Below are 17,776 nucleotides of genomic sequence, written 5' to 3'. Positions count from 1 at the left end.
GGAACGGCGAAGAACATGGCAGGCAAGTCAGGAAAGGGCGGCGCGGGCAAGAGTCTTGTGAGGGCCACGCTGGCCATTCACGAGCCGCCCATCGGTCGCAGCACCACTCCGGGCGGGTTGATCAAGACGTTCAACTTCGACTTCAACCCCTCGACGCTCTCGCTGAGCCGGCGCGCCCGGTGGAAGACCACCCCGACCGCGGCCGTGCGGGACGGCTCCCTCCCCGAGTTCATGGGGCCCGAGCCCCGCGAGATGACCGTCGAGATCTTCCTCGATTCGTCCGACGACCCGACCAGCAATTCGGTGCTGAAGAAGGTCGAGGCGCTGTTCTCCTGCTGCGAGGTGACGACGAAGAGCATCGCGGCGAAGCAGCCGTCCACTCCGTGGGTGGTGTTCCAGTGGGGGTCGTTCTCGACCGCGCGGTTCACGGCGTACGTCAGCTCGGTGGACGCCAGTTACTCCCTGTTCGGCACGACGGGCGTGCCGATCCGCGCCACCTGTCAGGTGCATCTGCACGAGATCCCCAGCAAGACCAAGGGGCAGAACCCGACGTCGGGCGCGCTCACCGCGCGGCGTGTGCACCGGGTCGTCGCGGGCGACTCGCTGCAGTCGCTGGCGTGGCGGGAGTACGGGGACGCGGCGGCCTGGCGGGCGATCGCCGAGGCGAACGGCATCGACGACCCGAACCGGCTGTCGAACGGCATCGAGCTCGTGCTGCCCGCCGCCGAAGAGGTGGGTTTCTGATGGTCCAGCCTTCGTACTCCAACGTCGTCCACGTGACCGTGGACGGCAGTCCGGTCCCGGAGAAGATCGCCTCCGACCTCGTCGGCTGCTGGGTCGACCTCGGGGCGGGGGTGCCGGCGGCGTTCCGGCTGACCTTCCGCGACCCGGACCGGCTGGTGCTCGGCGAACTCGGCATCCAGTGCGGCACCCCGGTGACGCTCGCGCCGGTCGCGGACGGCCAGGGCGCGGCCTCCCCGCTGCTGACCGGCGAGGTGACCGGCATGGAGACCGACTACGACGGCACCGGCACCTTCACCGTCATCCGCGGCTACGACATGGGCCACCGTCTGATGCGCCAGCGCAGGGTGGCCGCGTACCGCAACCAGACGGCCGCGGACATCGCGAAGAAGCTGGCCACGATGAACGGCATTCCGATCGGCAAGGGGAAGGGCGGCATCAAGCCCACCACGACGGTCTACGAGTTCATCAGCCAGGCCAACGTGACCGACTGGGACTTCCTCGCCCGGCTCGCCGACGAGAACGACGTGGTCATGTCGCTGGACTCCGAGGGGAAGTTCCAGTTCGCCAAGGCCGACCCGGCCTCCACCGCACCGCCGACCAGCACCCCCGGCGACAAGAGCCCCTTCGTGCTGCAGGGCGGCGTCGACGTGCTGCGCTGCCGGGCCGCGGTGACCTCCGCCGACCAGGTCGCCAAGACCGAGGCGCGCGGCTGGAACGTCACGACGAAGAAGAAGCTCACCGCCACGTCGCCCGCCACGTCCAACGACGGCTTCGCCATCGGCACCACCCCGCAGAAGACGGCGAAGAAGTTCAAGACCGCCAAGCTGGTCGAGACCGACACACCCTACGACCGCCTGGCCGAGGTGAAGGTCGCCGCCAAGGCCCTCGCCGACGACGTGACCTCCTCCTTCGCCGAGCTGGAGGTCATGGTGTTCGGCAACCCCAAGCTGCGTCCCGGCGTTCCGGTCACGCTGACCGACGTGGGCAAGCCGTTCGAGGGCAAGTACAGCGTGACGTCCGTGCGGCACGTCTTCGGCTACGACGAGCACTACCAGACCTGGATCACCGTCAGCGGCCGGCAGTGGCGCTCCCTGTACGGCCTCACGTCCGGCGGGGGCACGGCCACCGCGCCGAAGCTGCCGAGCGTGGCCAACGCCCTGGTGACGAATGTGCAGGACCCGCTGAAGCAGGGCCGGGTCAAGCTCCAGTTCCCCTGGCTGGACGACGCGTACGAGAGCGACTGGACGCGGACCGTGCAGCTCGGCGGGAAGGGCGGCGGCGGGGTGTTCCCCTACGACGTCAACGACGAGGTGCTGGTGGCCTTCGACCGCGGCGCTCTGGACCACCCGTTCGTCATCGGCGGCCTCTACAACGGCAAGGACAAACCGACCGTGGTCAGTGACGTACCGCTGCACGACGGGCTGAAGAAGCAGGCGATCCGGCACACCCTGTCCGACCGGAAGGGCAACCGGGTGGACCTGCTCAGCCAGCAGACCGGTGCCCGCAAGCAGGGGGTGCGGATCGCCTCCGGCAACGACAAGCTGATCATCAATCTCGACCGCACGAAGACCGAGATCACCGTGGACAGCAAGGGGTCCGTCACCATCAAGGGCACCCGGTCGGTGTCGGTCGAGGCCGGCACCGACCTCACCCTGAGCGCGCGCCGGAGACTGACCATCAAGAGCGGCGGACCGCTCGACATCGAGGGCCGCGGGCTGGTCAACCTCAAGTCGCTCGGCGGCGCGGTCACCGTCGACGCGATGGGGGCGCTCAGCCTCAAGGCGGTGGGCGCCGCGACGCTCACCGCCGGCGCCAGCGTGCAGGTCAACACCATCGCGAATGTGGGCATTCGGGCCATCACGCTCGCCTTGCAGGGTGTGGTGCTGGTCAACAACAAGCCGTATCCGCTGCCGTGACGGCCGGGACGTTCTTCAGGAGTAGGCGGGTGGCCCTCTGATGGCCGAGCAGTTCGTTGGATCCGGCTGGGCGTTCCCCATGCGCATCGGTCCCACCGGTGGCATCGCGCTGGTCAGCGGGGAGCGGGAGGTCGAGGAGGCCATCCGGCTGGTGCTGGCCACCGCGCCGGGCGAGCGGCCGATGCGGCCCGAGTTCGGCTGCGCCATCCACGACCTGGTGTTCGCGCCGGTCAACGAGGCGACGGCGGGGCGCATCCAGCACGAGGTGTACACCAGCCTGGACCGCTGGGAGCCGCGCATCGAGGTCAACGACGTCGAGGTGACGGCGGGCGCGGACCAGGGTGTGCTCTTCATCGACGTGCGCTATTCGATCCGCGGCACCAACAACCCGCGCAGCCTGGTCTTTCCGTTCTACGTCATCCCTTCCCACGAGGAGCCCGACGCCCCCGGCGCGGGCCCCTCCCTTGAAAGCGACCGCTGATGGCACTGCCCTCCCCGAACCTCGACGACCGCCGCTTCCAGCAGTTCGTCGACGACGCCAAGCGCTACATCCAGCAGCGCGCCCCGGAATGGACCGACCACAACGTGTCGGACCCCGGCGTCACCCTCGTGGAAACGGTCGCCCACATGGCCGACCAGATCGTCTACCGGCTCAACCGCGTCCCCGAGAAGAACCACCTGGCCTTCCTCGACCTCGTCGGCATCACTCTGTTCCCACCCTCGGCCGCCCGTACGGACCTCATGTTCTGGCTGTCCGCGCCGCACGAGGAGCCCATCGTGCTGCCCGTCGGCACCGAGGCGGCCACCCTGCGCACCGAGAGCGAGGAGGCCGTCGTCTTCGCGACCGAGCGCGAACTGACCGTCGTCCCTTGCTCGTTGCGTCATCTCGTCGTCCAGCAGAGTGGCAGTCCGGTCGCGGACCGGACCGCGGACCTCGCCGAGGGCAAGGACGTGATGTGCTTCGCGGAGGCCCCGAGCCCCGGTGACTGCATGCTCCTCGGCCTCACCGCCGCCGTACCGCACTGCGCGGTGGGACTGGAGCTCGACAGCCGGGTCGACGGTGTCGGTGTCGACCCGCGCCAGCCGCCACTGGTCTGGGAGGCGTGGACCGAGGACGGCTGGGCGGCCTGCGAGGTCGACCGGGACGCCACCGGCGGTCTGAACCGGCCCGGCGAGGTCGTCCTGCACGTCCCCGGCGGCCACACACTCTCCCGCACCGGCGGTCAGGAGGCGGGCTGGCTGCGCTGCCGGGTCACCGAACCGCTGTCCGGCCAGCCGTTCTACACCACGTCACCGACCGTCCGGTCCGCGGACGCCTTCACCCTCGGCGGCACCACTTCGGCCCTCCACGCCGAGACCGTGTACGACGAGGCGCTCGGCGAGTCCACCGGTCTGCCCGGGCAGCGGCTGCGGCTCGCCCACTCCCCCGTCGTCGGCGACACTCCGCCGGTGCTGCTGCAGACGGCCGAGCGCGATGGCTGGAGGAACTGGGACGTCGTCCCGCACTTCGCCGCGTCCGGCCCCGACGACCGGCACATCACGCTGGACGCGGCCACCGGCGAGATCGCCTTCGGACCCGCCGTCCGCGAACCCGACGGGACCCTGCGCCGATACGGGGCGGTGGCGTCCAAGGGCGCCGTGATCCGCGCCCGCCGCTACCGCACCGGCGGCGGCCGGGCCGGCAATGTCGCCCGCGGTGCCGTCCAGGTGCTGCGCAGCTCGGTGCCGTACGTCGCCGAGGTCGTCAACCGGGAGGCGGCCCGAGGCGGAGTCGAGGGCGAGACCGTCGAGGAGGCGAAGACGCGGGCACCGATCACCCTGCGGGCCCAGGAGCGGGCCGTGACCCTGCGCGACTACGAGGAGCTCGCCCGGCGTGCCGCCCCCGAGACCGCCCGCATCACCTGCCTGGAGGGCGACGAGGGCGAGCACGGCGCGTACGCGGTCCGGGTCCTGGTCGTCCCGCAGGCCGTGCCGGACCCCGGCGGACGACTGCGCTTCGAGCAACTCGTCCCCGGCGACGCCCTGTTGCAGCGCATCACCCGGCACCTCGACGAGCGCCGGCTGATCGGCACCCGGCTCGCGGTCGGGCCGCCCTTCTATCAGGGCGTCACCGTGGTGGCCACCGTGCACGCCTTCCGCGGGGTCGACACCGATCGCGTGCGCCGTCAGGCGCACGACGCGCTGTACCGCCATCTCGACCCGCTCACCGGCGGCGCCGACGGCAATGGCTGGCCGTTCGGCCGGCCCGTGCAGGCGGGCGAGGTCTTCGCGGTGCTGCAACGCGTCCCCGGCGTCGAACTCGTCGACGCGGTACAGCTCCACCCCGCCGACCCGCTGACGGGCAAGCGCGGCGACCCGACCGACCGGATCGACCTGGCCGCCCCCTCCCTGGTGTTCTCCTTCGACCACCGGGTCCGCGTCATCGGAGACGGTTCATGAGGGGCTCCATCGACGGCCTGGAGTCCTCGGCGCCGATCGGCACGATGCTCCCCGCGGTCTTCGCCGACGACGACCTCGCGCTGCGCTTCGTCGCGGGACTCGACGAGGTGGTCGCGCCGATCCTGCTCGCCCTGGACTGTCTGCACACCTACTTCGACCCGGCGCTCGCACCCGCCGACTTCACCCGCTGGCTGGCCACCTGGGTCGGCGCCGAGGTCGACGGCACGGAACCGGACGCGAGGCTGCGCGCGGCCGTCGCCGCCGCCGCGTATCTGCACCGCGTACGAGGCACCCGACGCGGCCTGGCCGAAGCGATACGCCTCGCCTTCGGAGCCGAGCCGGAGATCACCGAGAGCGGCGCCGCCGCCTGGGACCCCCGCCCGCTCGGCCCGGTCCCCGGCGACCCCCGCCCCCGGCTCCACGTCACCCTGCGGCTGTCCGACCCGACCCCGGCGGACGAGTACCGGCTGGAGAGCCTCGTGGCGGCCGCCCGCCCCGCCCACATGCCCTACACGGTCCAGGTGACCGCCGCCGAAAGGATCCCCGAGAAATGACCACCCAGACCCCAGGCACCGACCCCGGGCGTGCCCCGTCCTGCGCCGAGTGCGGCACTCGGGCGGAGCCTGGCCAGTCCTTCTGCGACGCCTGCGGCGCGGTGCTCGACTGGGCCGGGGACACGGCTCCGGCGGCGGGCGCCCGAGGCTCCCAGGCGACGGGAAGCGCCGGATCGGCCGACGGCGAGCGGGGGTGGGACGCGTTCGCGCGACCGGGTTCCGGTACGGGAACGGCTCGTACGGCGCACGACGCGGGGTCCGGAGTCGGCGGGCAGCCGGCGGTGAGCGGCATCCACGAGGCGGACACCGTGGGCGCCGAGGGCGGTGTCGACGGGATCGCCGACGGGGCGGGCTCGGTGCGCCCCTCCGTCGACACCCGTGCGGCCGGTTCCCTGGGCAGCGGCCCGGACACAGCGGCCGCCGGTACGCCGGTACGGGGTGCCTCGGTCGAGCCGAGCCCGACGATGGCCGACACCCCACGTCCCCACCCGGAGGCCTCCGCCACATCCGACTCAGCCCCCACCGACTCAGCCCCCACCGACTCCGCCTCGGCCGCTCCCGTGCGGGACGGCGGCACCGCGAGGCCGGACGAGACCGCGGCCACCGAGCCCCTGCCGTCCGCCGCCCCCGGTGCCGCCCAGGACTCCGCGGCCGAGCGGGCGAGGTCCCTGCTGGTGCCGGTGGCGGACCCGGAACCCCGGGCGGCGGCGCCGTCGGTGGCGCCCGTACTGCCGGGCCGCCCCGTCGCGAACCGCCCGCGGGTGCGCACCCCGGGCACGGAGCCCGGCGCGGACGGAGGTGTGCCCTGTCCCTGGTGCGCCACTCCCAACCGCCCGGACCGGCACTTCTGCGGCCGTTGCGCGCTGCCCATGGCCGGCGAGCGGCAGGCCGCCGGACGGCTGCCCTGGTGGCGTCGGCTGCTCGACTCCCGCAACGGTGAGACGCCGTGGGCCGGCGAGCGGCCGCGACTGCGCCGGGGCTTCGGGCGCGTCATGAACTGGGTGGTCGGCGCGGTGGTGCTCGGCCTGCTGGTGTTCGCCGCGATGAACACCGGCACTGCGGTGCAGGCGGTGCAGGACCACTTCTCCAAGCGGGCCCCGGTCGGCCCGGACAGCGTCAAGGCGTCCCGTTCCTTCCCCGGCCACGGCGCGGCGCTCGCCTTCGACAAACTCAACAACACCTGGTGGGGCCCCGGCGTTTCGCAGTCCGGGGAGGGCGAGTGGCTCGAGGCCCGCTTCGAACAGCCCACCCGGCTGCTGGACCTGGTCATCACCCCTGGCGTCTCGACCCACGCGGACCAGCTCTCGCAGTCCGCGCTGCCGCACCGCATCGAGGCCCGCATCACGACCTCGAACGGCAGGACGAGCACTCGCTTCCTCACCCTCGACCAGGGCGCGGGCGGCCAGCGCCGCGAGTTCCGCGTGGGTGACGTCACCAAGGTCCGCTTCATCATCCGCTCGGCCTATGGCGCCTCCGCGGACAAGCAGGTGTCCATAGCGGAGATCGAGTTCTTCGGTCGGTCGAACGCCAACAGCTCGTAGGAAAGGCTCGCAGGAGAGGCGCGTAGGAGAGGAAGGAACGGGAGAGGGCGGGGGGCCTAAAGGGGGGGACGGGGGAACGTGCCATTCCTTGGTCAATGTGCTTCCGGTTCTGGCCGAACTGGGAGGATGACCACTGCGGAGCCGCCGCGGCCTTACCGTAGAGACAAGGCACCAGACCCGAGGAGAAGCGCCACCCGTGCACGAAGCACCGATCTACGCCCAACTGATCTCCGAACGCGGCGACATACCACTGCAGGTCCGCAACGAAGCCCGGAGGATCCAGCGCGAACTCGACTGGATCCTCAGCTCGGACTCTTCGCCGGGCGGCCTGCTCCCAAGACCTCCAGGCGGTTCGGTCCCCAGCCCCCGTTCCCTTCCTCCGTCTCTTCCGCCGTCCCTTCCCCCGGGGAACAGTTCGACCGGCTGGCTCACCTGACGGTACGTCGACTTCGCAGGAGAGCCGGCGGCCAACGTCGTCCTCCGGCTGTTCCTCCGGCTATTCCTCCGTCTTGACTTCCGGCTTGTCCCCCGGCTCGTTCGCGGCGGCGGCCTTCTGCGGCGATTGCACGTACCCCTGCAGCTCCAACGGGCCGTCGGCCTTCTCGGGACGGCCGTCCGAGGTGTGGCCGTTGAGGTTCTGGCGGACCGAGTCCAGGATCGTCAGGCCCTGGGCGACCAGCCCCGCGGCGATCTCGCCGAGCCCGTCCGCGCCGTTCAGGACGTTGACGTTGGCCCCGGCGAGACCACCCGCGGCCTCCTTCACGATCAGCGGGAGCTGGTCGATCAGCATCCGGTCGAGTGCCACGCGGTCGTGCGAGGCCGCCGCCTCGGCCTGGATCTTCATACGCTCCGCCTCGGCGATGGCGAGCACCTTGATCCGCTCGGCCTCGGCCTCGGCGGGCTTGACGATCTCGGCCACCAGCTGCTGCTGGCGCAACTGGGCCGCCTTCTGGGCGAGTTCGGTCTGGGCGGCGAGCACCTCCTGCTGTGCATGCGCCTGCGCGAGCGGTCCGGCCTGGGCGGCCTGCGCCTGCGCGCGGTCCACCTCGGCCGAGTACTCCGCCTTCACGACCGCGGTCTGCCGGGCGTACTCGGCCTGGTTGCGCGCGGCCACCTGCTCCGCCTCGACGGACGCCTGGGTGGCCTGTGCCTGCGCGATCTGGGCCTGCCGCTGGATGGCCGCCTTGTGCGGTGCGGACATGGCCTCGATGTAACCGACGTCGCCGTCGTCGATCGACTGGATCTGCAGCGAGTCCACTATCAGGCCGATCTTCGCCATCTCGACCTTCGAAGTGTCCAGGACCTCCGCGGCGAGCTTCTGCCGCTCGGTGACGATCTCCTCGACGGTCATCGAGCCGATGATGGCGCGCAGATGACCGGCGAAGATCCGCCCGGTCAGCACCGACATCTGGTCCTGGTCGGAGAGGAACCGCTGTCCCGCGTTGATGATGCTCTCGTGGTCGTTGCCGACCTTGAACGCGATCACGGCGCGGACGTGCAGCGCGATGCCCTGCCTGGTGACACAGGTCTCGGTGACCTCCGCCTCGCACATCGACAGTGTGAGGAAGCGGGTCTTGCGGAAGACGGGGAGCACGAATTTTCCGTGCCCCGTCACCACTCGGAACGGCGCGCCCCCCAGTCCCCGCCTGCCTCCCGAGATCAGCATCGCCTCGTCGGGAGCGGGAACGCGGTAACCGAACATCCTGTTTCTCCTTAACCGGCGTCGACGGGGTCGCCGTCCAACGCGTCCAACGGATCGACCCAGCGAATGACGTCGACCTCACGACATCCGCGGGATTCGACCACGAGCACGATCGCCCCCATGGGCAGGGGCTCCTGCGACCAGGCAAGGAAGGTCTCGGATCCGCCTCTGACCCGCACGAGGATCTCGCCGGGACCGGCGGTTCCCCGGGTGCCGATCAGCAGCTCCCCCGTACAGCCGATCACGGCCTCGTCCTGCACCACTGTCGGCCGCCTCCCCATCTCTCTGGTTCTGCTTCCGACCTTAGACCTCACCCACCTCGGACGCCTACGCTCCTGTCGCTGCCTGTATCACGCTCCGGGTGCGCGGGCTCAGCTTTTGGTGAACCGGTAGGTCTTGCTGTCCGTCAGGACGCAGAAACCCGGCGACACGACGATCACGCGCAGGGTGCCGGTGCGCCGGTCGTAGTCGATGCCCTCCGCCTCGAACGTGCCCGAGCAGGAGCTGCGCAGCGGGAGCTGGCGCAGGGCGGTGACATGGCCGGTGACATCGGCGCTACCGGGTTCGGCGGACAGGTCGATCTGCAGCAGCGGCTTGGTCATGCCGAAGAGGGTGCCCGCCGGGTCGTCGGACGAGCACAGCAGCTGGGTCGCGGTGACGAAGTCGCAGCCCTGTACGTCACGGACGGCGTGGTCGAGGTTGATGGTGGAGGCCTGCGGGAGGTTGGCCGAGGGGGAGGTGCTCGGGTTCACGCCAGGGGTGGGGAACACCAGCAGGCGGGTCATCGTGCCCCACTCGCCGGACACCATCCACTGGCCGTCCGGGGTGATCGTGTCGAAGGAGTTGTTCAGCGCCTCTCCGGGACTCAGCGCGTGAACGTACTCCGACCAGCCACCGTCCGGCGCCTGCACCCGGAACATCTTGGCGCTGCCGGAGTCGCTCTGGTACGGCTCGACGTAGTAGCCGTTGTACGAGGCGTCCGGGTCGCCCACGTGGTTCCAGCCGCGGGTGCTGACACTGAGCGGGATGGTGCCGATCCCCGTGTAGCGGTTGGCGCTCCCGGCCGGGACCTCGACCGAGGTCAGGCCCTGGCTCTCGGTCAGCGGGTCGGCACGGTCGGAGCCCACCTCGGTCCAGGTGTCGGCCGCCGCGGCGGGCACGGTGGCGGAGACGGTCAGTACGGCGGCGGTGGCGAGCGTGACGAGACCGGCCAGGGCCGTGTGACAACGTTGCCGGGCGGACATGCGCATGAGGTCTGCTCCTCAGTGAGGGGGTGGTCGGCGCACAGTCTGACCGGTCAGCGACCATCATGTACAGGCCAATGGAGGAGGCTTGGTCGTCAACTCACCTCCCGGACAACGGTAGTTACCCACGCAGCCCCCTACGCCCTTGTCACCACGCCGAGTTCTGACGGCGAGCGCGTCGGGGTCGCCGTCGCCGACCGCCTCGGCGACGCCCCGGACAGTCAGACGCCGCCCCGTGCGCTCGCCGTAACGGGCCGCGAGGGAGCGGCCGGAGGCGAGTGCCTCCGGGTGGCCGCGGCCACCGCAGGTGCACGGCAGGTCGCCGAAGCCCGGGAGGTGGCCGATCTCGCCCGCCCCGTGCGCTCCCTCGCACAACGCTCCGTTCAGCCACAGCGCGCCGCCGACCACGGTGGCGAACGTCGTCCCGAGCGCACCGGGCTCGCCCGCGACGGCTCCCTGGGCCACCTCGCCGCGCAGAAAGGCATTGACCTCCTCGCCGAGGAAGGCCGACACCCTGAGGGCTACGGGTCGGCAGTGTGTACATGATCATCACCGGGCTTCGCAAGCCGTACCACTACGAGTACGACTTCACCGACCTGGCGCTCGCCCGGCGGAGCGCCGACGTCGTCGTCAAGATCGACTGTCTCGAACCGGAACCGTTCGACATGTCCGCCGGCCGGAGGGTCGTGCTCACCCCCGGGGGCGCCGACCAGCACCTCGTCCGGCTGCGGCACCGCCGTATCCGGATCATCCCGCCGTCGAGCGAACCGCTCACCGGGGAGGACGAGTAAGGGCGTCGCCACGGGCAGGAAAGCCCTGCCCGCCGCGACTCGCCGGTCGGCCGGTCAGCTGTTCGTGCAGGTGTTCCCCACCGCCGGGTTCAGCAGACCCAGCAGGTCGATCGAGTTGCCGCAGAGGTTGAGGCCCACGTCGACGGGGATCTGGATGACGTTGCCGGACAGGAAACCGGGACTGTCCATGGCGACACCGACCGGGTTGGGGTCGGCGGCGGCAGCGGTCCCGGCGGTGGCCAGCAGGGCCACGCTCGCCAGCCCGGCGGCGGCCATCAGACGAATACGCATTACAAGCTCCGTTCAGTTCGCAGGGGTGCGAGTCCCTCCACCATCACCTCCGCGGCCGACGAGCGACATCGCTGTACGCCCGAACGGGGCGGTCGCGCCCCCGCCCCCTCTCCTCCCCCTTCTCTTCCCCCTCCCTGAGCCGGGTCCGCACGGGGGCGTGTCGCGCGGGGTGTGCGGAATGCCCGTAGCGTGAGAACAGGTCAGGTGGAAGAGGGAGAGATCATGCCAATAAGCCAACCCGATTCGCCCGCGCCGTCCGACGACAAGGCAACCCCCGACACGCTGCTGCACACCGGCTCCGACGGCCCCATAACCGCCGAGGACATGGTGCTCGCCGCGGGTCGCGACATCACTCCGCGCAACCTCGCCTGGGCCGAGCGCAGGCTGAAGGAGGACGGGCCCGCAGCCATCGAGAGACTGCTTCCCTAGGGTGACGGCTTGACCGGCTCCGATGCGGCGGAGCCGGTCAAGGGTCTGCGCGGGGAGCGGTGGGTCAGGAGGCGGGGCACTCCTTCCAGGCCAGGTGGTAGACGGTGCTGATGTCACCGTCCGTCGAGTCCATGGTCATGAAACTGGTGGTGCCGGGAGCGGACGTGCCCGCGTTCACGCGCAGCTCGGTGTTGATGTTGAAGTTCCGCTGAACACCGCAGGGCGCCCACACCAGTTGGGCCCAGTCGGTGGTGTCCGTGGCCTGCCAGTCGTCGTTGTACGGGCCGCGGAAGGGATGGGCGATGGCAGCCGTGCTCGACGAGCCCTGGAAGTAGTACGAGGCCTTCTCGGTGCTGTTCGCGCCCGGCTGGAGTGCGGCGAAGCCGCGGTAGTCCGCGCTGGCGATGGCGTACGTGAAGCCCTGCGGCACGTGGACGATCAGGTTGAGCTGGCAGTTCTTGCGGAACGCGGTGGGGTCGGAGCCGGCTCCCACCTGAGCCAGGTAGTCGCTGTAGGTGACCGTGAAGGCCGTGTTGTCCGGGGAGACCGCGACGGCGGCGGTTCCCTGCGGGCAGCCGGAGCCGTTCACCGTGGCGACCTTGATGACGATCTTGTCCGGGGGCGGGTCGACGAACCCGGAGGACGGGTTCTGCCCCGGCAGTGCGGTGGCGAACAGGGCGGCTATCGCGCCACCCAGAAGCAGCCCACCAGCCATGGTGCTCCAATCCGTTGCGTTGGCGTTTCCGGCGGTACGGGTCGCATGCCGCCGTGAATTGGGGGGTGCGGCCCCGCACGCGTACGAGCGGGGCCGTCGCAGACCAGTGCGTTGGATCAAGCGTGGTTCGTTGAATCATGCACATGACAAATCCATGCGCACGCGATCCCGACCCCTGAAGAATCTGTGAGGGAACTGTGAAGGCCGGGATCGACCGCATCGTACGTATCCCAGCCCCGGTTGGTCAGGGCGATCTCCGGCCATTCACCCCGTGCGCCCGTAACGTCCGACGAGGGTGCCGGATCCCACGGTGTGTCCGGCCAGGGCGCGCCGCACGGCGTCGACCGTGGCGTCCTCGGGGAGGTTCAGCCTCCGGTCGGCGGCGTACACCGAGAACACGTAGTGGTGGGGCTTGCCGCTGGGCGGGCAGGGGCCGCCGTAGCGGCGCTGCCCGAAGCCGTTGCGGCCCTGCACGGCGCCCTTCGGGACGGCGCCCGCGCTCAGGGTCGCCTCGTGCGGATCGATGCCCCACATGAGCCAGTGCACGAAGGTGCCGCGCGCCGCGTCCAGGTCCTCGACCAGCACGACCGACTCGGCCGCGCCGCCCGGCACACCGGTGAAGGTGAGCGGCGGTGACTGGTTCACGCCGTCGCAGGTGAAGCGGCGCGGGACGGTCCCGCCGTCCGCGAAGGCCGGGCTCGTCACCGTGATCGTCTTCGAGGTCCCCGGCGTCACCGCCGCCAGCGTGGCGGACGCGGCAGACGTGGTGGGCGCACCTCCGTCGCCCCCGCAGCCCGCGGTGAGTGCCACCACGGCTGCCGTCACGACGGTTCCCAGCAAGTTCCCACGGCGCATGTCCGTCACGTTAGCGCCGGGAGGACGGCCGGGGCCGGCAACCGGGCCGTCGGCCGCCACTCCCCGGACCCGCCGCGGCGCGCTCCACGAATCCCCTGCCGCCCCACCGCTCCATGCCCGCTCCTGCGACACTGAAGGGCATGGAGCCCCGACACCTGCGCATCGGCCGCCGTCGCATATGGATGCTCAGCGGGGTCTGCTTCCTCGTGCTCGGCCCGATCGGATACTTTTTCGGTGGCTGGATCTCTGTCGCCACGCTGACCGTCTCCCTCCTCGCGGCCACGTCGGTCTCGCACTGGAAAGCCGCCTCGTGGCTCGCGCCCGCCATCGCGCGAGGACAGCGGGAAAGCCGCCGGGACGTGGCGACCTTCTGCGTGGTCATCGCCGTCAGCGGTTATGCCCAGCCTCCCGCGCCGCCCGCGCCCTCCTCCGAGGACTTGGCGGCGCTGCGCCTGGAGGCGTACCGGGCCGCGGCGGACGACGACCTGCCCGAGGACCTCCGGGGCCTGGCGGCCGACGCACTGGCCGCCGCCGACGCCGCGTACGCCGAGGACACCCCGGTGACCTGGCGGGCGGCACGCGCAAGCGCGGAGCGCCTGGCGCACTCCGCCCAGGAGGGCAACCCGTACGTGCGGCAGCTCCTCATCCAGTGGGTCGAGGGGAACCCGGCCGCGGACCGGTAGGAGCGCAGTGGAGCGGTAGGGACACCGCGGGCCGAGGTGTCCCGCCGGACGCGCCCCGACGATCGGGCCCGCCCCGACGCGCGCGGCCCCTACGGCTTCATGCGATCGGGGGCGCCTCACTGTACATACGGTCTGACCTTTGATATGTTTCGCAGATATTAAGCTGCGGAGGGGTCCAAAATTGTGGACTTTGAGCTGACCGAAGATCAGGAGACCATCCGCAAGGCAGTCGTCGGACTCCTGCGTGACTTCGACGACCGGTACTGGATGGAGAAGGACCGGGAGCACCGGTTTCCCGAGGAGTTCTACGCCGCCGTCGCGAACGGCGGCTGGCTGGGGCTCACCGTTCCGGAGGAGTACGGCGGTCACGGTCTCGGTATCACCGAGGCCACACTGCTGCTCGAGGAAGTGGCGCGATCCGGTGGCGGTATGAATGCCGCGAGCTCGATCCATATGTCGATCTTCGGAATGCATCCCGTGGTGGTGCACGGTTCCGAGGAACTCAAGCGGCGCACACTTCCGCGCGTCGCGACCGGCGATCTCCACGTCTGTTTCGGAGTGACCGAGCCGGAAGCCGGCCTGGACACCACGAGCATCACGACCTTCGCCCGACGGGACGGCGACCACTACGTGGTCAACGGCCGCAAGGTGTGGATCTCCAAAGCGGTGGAATCCGAGAAGATCCTGCTGCTGACCCGCACCACGAAGGTCGACGAAGTCGCCAAGCGGACCGACGGGATGACGCTGTTCCTCACCGATCTGGACCGTGCCAGGGTCGACATCCGTCCCATCCCGAAGATGGGCCGCAACGCCGTGACCTCGAACGAGCTCTTCATCGACGAGCTGCGCGTCCCGGTCGAGGACCGCGTCGGCGAGGAGGGGCAGGGGTTCCGCTATCTCCTCGACGGCCTCAATCCGGAGCGCATGCTGATCGCCGCCGAGGCGCTCGGGATCGGCCGGGTGGCGCTGGAGAAAGCCGTGAGCTACGGCAATGAGCGCGTGGTGTTCGGCAGGCCCATCGGCATGAACCAGGCCATCCAGTTCCCGCTCGCGGACTCGCTCGCCCGGCTGGACGCGGCCGAGCTGATCCTGCGCAAGGCGACCTGGCTCTACGACAACGGCCGGCCCTGCGGACGCGAGGCGAACACCGCCAAGTACCTCTGCGCGGACGCCGGATTCACCGCCGCCGACCGGGCGTTGCAGACCCACGGCGGTATGGGCTACTCCGAGGAATACAACGTGGCCCGCTATTTCCGCGAGGCCCGTCTGATGAAAATCGCGCCGATCAGTCAGGAAATGATCCTGAACTATCTGGGATCGCACACTCTGGGAATGCCGAGGAGCTATTGATGGCCGCCAACACCGGTCTGTTCGATCTCACGGGACGATCGGCACTGGTCACCGGAGCCGCGGGCGGCATCGGCTCCGCGGTCGCCGAGGCGCTCGCCCACGCCGGAGCCGCGGTCCTCGTGACCGACGTCGACGGGGCGGCGGCCGCGGCGGTCGCCGAGAAGATCTCCGCGACGGGTGAGACGGCGGTCAGTGCCGTGCTGGACGTACGGGACCGGACCTCCGCCGATGCCGCGGCGGCCCGGGCGGCCGCGCTGACCGGCGGAAAGCTGCACATCCTCGTCAACAACGCCGGAATCGTCGCACCGGACATGTTCGAGAACCTCCAGGAGGAGGCGTTCCGCCGGATCGTCGACATCCACCTGATGGGGGCCTTCCACTGCGCGCAGGCCGCGCTACCGTTCCTGCCCACCGACGGCACCGGGCGGATCATCAATGTCACCTCGTCGGCCGGCATCGTCGGCACCCTCGGGCAGGTGAACTACTCCGCGGCCAAGGCGGGCATCATCGGCCTGACGAAGTCCCTCGCCCGTGAACTGGCGCGTAAGCAGATCAAGGTCAACGCGCTGGCGCCGCTGGCCGCGACGCCGATGACGGAGACGATCCGCACCAACAAGAAGTTCGCGGACGCGATGCTCGCCCGGATTCCGCTGGGCGCTGGGCCGCACCCGAGGAGATCGCCGGCAGTTTCGTCTTCCTCGCCTCGGATGCCGCGTCCTTCATCACCGGCCAGGTGCTGCCCGTGGACGGCGGCATGGTCATGTGAGCCACGGCTGCGAGACGCGGCGCCCCTGAGCATCCGTACTATGCTGAATGGTTCAACCAAAGCAGTGGCATCGGTCCCAGGAGTGCGTACATGCCCGGTAGGTCTCACCCGCGCTTCGACGCCCTGACGGTTCCGAAGGCATCGGACGTCCTGGCGTCGGAGGTACGTGAGCGCATCCTCTCCGGCGAGTTCACGGAAGGCATGGCCCTGCCGCCCGAGCGTCAACTGGTCGAGCAGACGGGGCTGAGCCGCGCCACGGTGCGGGAAGCGCTGCGGATTCTCGAAGTCGAGAAACTGCTCCAGATCCGGCCGGGCCGCGGGGGCGGCGCCTTCGTACACCGGCCGGGCCGCGAATCACTCGCCAGCACGGTGCAGTTGGTCATCCGGGGGCAGCGGATCCGGCTGGAGGCGCTGCACGAGACGCGCGAGGCCATCGAGCCCACCTGTGCCGCACTGGCGGCGGCCCGCCGCACCGACCGCGATCTCGCCGAACTGGACGCCGCCCAGCGGGATCTCGTCGACGCCGGGGACGACATCCCGCGCTTCCTGCGGGCGAACATCGACTGGCACAGCGCGGTGGCGAGGGCCAGCGACAACGAACTCCTGATCGGGTTCATGAGCGCGCTCTCGCAGTCGATCTACGCCGCCACCGATCTCGAACAGTTCATGGACGCGGAGATCCGCGCGATCACCGCCCGCGCGCACGCGAAGATCACCGAGGCCATCCGCGACCAGGACGGACCGGCGGCGATGCGGCGCATGGCACGCCATGTGTGCGGATTCGCCGACGCGGCTGCGCAGGTCGACCGGCGTGACCAGGTGGAGTTGTCCGGGCCGACGGAAGACTGAGTCTCGCGGCCTCAAGGCGGACCCTCAGGATCGTTGACGCCATTCGGTCTGACCTTTAATATCATCTGATGTTGGGGCGACTGAGGCACTGGAGATGGGGTCCCCATGGGCGAGGTCAGCTCCGTCATCACCGTCGAAGCGGACGGCGACGTCCGCATCGTCACGCTGAACAGGCCCGAGCGGCTGAACGGTGTGTCCGAGGAGCTCCACCGTCGGCTGGCCGAGGTCTGGAGCGAGCTCGCGGAGGATCCCGACGCCCGGGCCGTGGTCCTCACCGGCGCGGGCCGTGCGTTCAGCGCGGGCGGTGACTTCGACCATCTGCGGCGCCACCACAGCGATCCGGAGCTCCGCGAGCGCTCGATCCGCCTCGACCGGACCATCCAGACCGCGATGATCCGCTTCCCGCTGCCCATCGTGGCGGCGGTGAACGGCCCCGCGGTCGGGCTGGGTTGCAGCCTGGCGCTGGGCTGCGACCTGGTCCTGATGGCTGAGGACGCGTACCTCGCGGATCCCCATGTCTCGGTCGGCCTGGTCGCGGGCGACGGCGGTGTGACCCTGTGGCCCCTGCTCACCAGCCTGCTCCGCGTGAAGGAGTTCCTCTTCACCGGAGACCGTATTCCCGCCGCCACGGCGGTCGAACTGGGCTTGGCGAACCGCACCGTGCCCCCCGAGGACCTGCAGAAGGAGGCCCTCGCGCTGGCCCGTCGGCTGGCGGCCCAGCCGGTCGAGGCGCTGCGTGCCACCAAGATGGCGCTCGCCGTGGTGGTGGAGCAGGTGTCGCGCGGCGGCATGGAGGCGGCGCTGATGGCCGAACGGGCGACCATGACCAGCCCGGACCACATCGAGATCCTCGAGAACCTGGCGTCCCGCGCCCGGCGACGGCCGACCGAGGCCAAGGAGGACTGAC

At 70.4% G+C, this 17,776-nt stretch carries 17 protein-coding genes and 3 pseudogenes; 13 read left to right on the top strand and 7 right to left on the bottom strand.

Annotation, left to right across the window (positions count from 1 at the left end):
- Positions 1 to 15: 15 nt before the first annotated feature.
- The 6 genes from OG747_RS45620 to OG747_RS45595 are packed head-to-tail and all read left to right on the top strand — an operon-like array spanning position 16 to position 7,194.
- Complete coding sequence (locus tag OG747_RS45620; RefSeq protein ID WP_405885256.1) at positions 16 to 744, top strand: peptidase M23; 729 nt, start codon at positions 16 to 18, stop codon at positions 742 to 744.
- Positions 744 to 2,660: a VgrG-related protein gene (locus OG747_RS45615; protein WP_405885255.1), complete on the top strand. Its 1,917-nt coding sequence runs from the start codon at positions 744 to 746 to the stop codon at positions 2,658 to 2,660. The genes OG747_RS45620 and OG747_RS45615 overlap by 1 nt, the downstream gene beginning before the upstream one ends.
- Positions 2,661 to 2,700: 40 nt before the next feature.
- Positions 2,701 to 3,141 carry a GPW/gp25 family protein gene (locus OG747_RS45610; protein WP_405885254.1) on the top strand — a complete coding sequence of 147 codons (441 nt, stop codon included), beginning with the start codon at positions 2,701 to 2,703 and terminating at the stop codon, positions 3,139 to 3,141.
- Positions 3,141 to 5,099, top strand: a complete 1,959-nt coding sequence (locus tag OG747_RS45605; RefSeq protein ID WP_405885253.1) for a putative baseplate assembly protein — start codon at positions 3,141 to 3,143, stop codon at positions 5,097 to 5,099. Before OG747_RS45610 ends, OG747_RS45605 begins: the two co-directional genes overlap by 1 nt.
- Complete coding sequence (locus tag OG747_RS45600; RefSeq protein ID WP_405885252.1) at positions 5,096 to 5,653, top strand: phage tail protein; 558 nt, start codon at positions 5,096 to 5,098, stop codon at positions 5,651 to 5,653. Before OG747_RS45605 ends, OG747_RS45600 begins: the two co-directional genes overlap by 4 nt.
- Positions 5,650 to 7,194 carry an NADase-type glycan-binding domain-containing protein gene (locus OG747_RS45595; RefSeq protein ID WP_405885251.1) on the top strand — a complete coding sequence of 515 codons (1,545 nt, stop codon included), beginning with the start codon at positions 5,650 to 5,652 and terminating at the stop codon, positions 7,192 to 7,194. The genes OG747_RS45600 and OG747_RS45595 overlap by 4 nt, the downstream gene beginning before the upstream one ends.
- Before the next feature lie 496 nt (positions 7,195 to 7,690).
- On the opposite strand, the gene OG747_RS45590 is transcribed toward OG747_RS45595, so the two are convergent.
- The 4 genes and pseudogenes from OG747_RS45590 to OG747_RS45575 all read right to left on the bottom strand — a co-directional run.
- The gene (locus tag OG747_RS45590) at positions 7,691 to 8,896 is read right to left on the bottom strand and encodes an SPFH domain-containing protein (RefSeq protein ID WP_405885250.1); all 1,206 of its coding nucleotides are present in this window, start codon (positions 8,894 to 8,896) and stop codon (positions 7,691 to 7,693) included.
- An 11-nt stretch (positions 8,897 to 8,907) separates the two neighbouring features.
- Positions 8,908 to 9,159, bottom strand: coding sequence for a hypothetical protein (locus OG747_RS45585; RefSeq protein WP_405885249.1), 252 nt, complete (start codon positions 9,157 to 9,159; stop codon positions 8,908 to 8,910).
- Between the two features lie 108 nt (positions 9,160 to 9,267).
- Entirely contained in the window at positions 9,268 to 10,146 is an 879-nt protein-coding gene (locus OG747_RS45580) for a hypothetical protein (protein WP_405885248.1), read from the bottom strand.
- A gap of 144 nt (positions 10,147 to 10,290) precedes the next feature.
- Positions 10,291 to 10,662: pseudogene (locus OG747_RS45575) on the bottom strand (ROK family protein); the annotation flags it as partial.
- On the opposite strand from OG747_RS45575, the pseudogene OG747_RS45570 reads away from it, so the two are divergent.
- Positions 10,662 to 10,931: pseudogene (locus OG747_RS45570) on the top strand (MlrC C-terminal domain-containing protein); the annotation flags it as partial. The pseudogenes OG747_RS45575 and OG747_RS45570 sit on opposite strands and share 1 nt — an antisense overlap.
- A gap of 54 nt (positions 10,932 to 10,985) precedes the next feature.
- Here the strand turns inward: OG747_RS45570 and OG747_RS45565 are convergent.
- Complete coding sequence (locus OG747_RS45565) at positions 10,986 to 11,222, bottom strand: chaplin (protein WP_405885247.1); 237 nt, start codon at positions 11,220 to 11,222, stop codon at positions 10,986 to 10,988.
- Positions 11,223 to 11,444: 222 nt separating this feature from the next.
- On the opposite strand from OG747_RS45565, the gene OG747_RS45560 reads away from it, so the two are divergent.
- On the top strand, positions 11,445 to 11,651 hold the full coding sequence (locus OG747_RS45560) for a hypothetical protein (protein WP_405885246.1): 207 nt from the start codon (positions 11,445 to 11,447) through the stop codon (positions 11,649 to 11,651).
- Positions 11,652 to 11,715: 64 nt separating this feature from the next.
- Here OG747_RS45560 and OG747_RS45555 read toward each other — a convergent pair whose 3' ends face one another.
- Together OG747_RS45555 and OG747_RS45550 are read right to left on the bottom strand one after the other, a co-directional pair.
- Complete coding sequence (locus OG747_RS45555; protein ID WP_405885245.1) at positions 11,716 to 12,366, bottom strand: DUF4360 domain-containing protein; 651 nt, start codon at positions 12,364 to 12,366, stop codon at positions 11,716 to 11,718.
- 264 nt (positions 12,367 to 12,630) lie between these two features.
- Positions 12,631 to 13,221: a YbhB/YbcL family Raf kinase inhibitor-like protein gene (locus OG747_RS45550; RefSeq protein ID WP_405885244.1), complete on the bottom strand. Its 591-nt coding sequence runs from the start codon at positions 13,219 to 13,221 to the stop codon at positions 12,631 to 12,633.
- Between the two features lie 140 nt (positions 13,222 to 13,361).
- Here OG747_RS45550 and OG747_RS45545 point away from each other — a divergent pair, with 140 nt between their 5' ends.
- From OG747_RS45545 to OG747_RS45525, 5 genes and pseudogenes are all read left to right on the top strand, one after another.
- Entirely contained in the window at positions 13,362 to 13,904 is a 543-nt protein-coding gene (locus tag OG747_RS45545; RefSeq protein ID WP_405885243.1) for a hypothetical protein, read from the top strand.
- Between the two features lie 183 nt (positions 13,905 to 14,087).
- Positions 14,088 to 15,254, top strand: a complete 1,167-nt coding sequence (locus OG747_RS45540; protein WP_405885242.1) for an acyl-CoA dehydrogenase family protein — start codon at positions 14,088 to 14,090, stop codon at positions 15,252 to 15,254.
- Positions 15,254 to 16,020, top strand: a pseudogene (locus tag OG747_RS45535) (SDR family NAD(P)-dependent oxidoreductase). The gene OG747_RS45540 and the pseudogene OG747_RS45535 overlap by 1 nt, the downstream one beginning before the upstream one ends.
- Positions 16,021 to 16,110: 90 nt before the next feature.
- Complete coding sequence (locus OG747_RS45530; RefSeq protein ID WP_405885241.1) at positions 16,111 to 16,869, top strand: FadR/GntR family transcriptional regulator; 759 nt, start codon at positions 16,111 to 16,113, stop codon at positions 16,867 to 16,869.
- 105 nt (positions 16,870 to 16,974) lie between these two features.
- A complete protein-coding gene (locus OG747_RS45525) occupies positions 16,975 to 17,775 on the top strand; it encodes an enoyl-CoA hydratase/isomerase family protein (RefSeq protein ID WP_405885240.1) in 801 nt (266 codons plus the stop codon).
- The last annotated feature ends 1 nt before the right edge of the window (position 17,776 follow it).

It is taken from the genome of Streptomyces sp. NBC_01384 (genome assembly GCF_045040035.1).
Taxonomy (GTDB): Bacteria; Actinomycetota; Actinomycetes; order Streptomycetales; family Streptomycetaceae; genus Streptomyces.
This window is presented reverse-complemented; position numbering and strand designations above follow the sequence as displayed.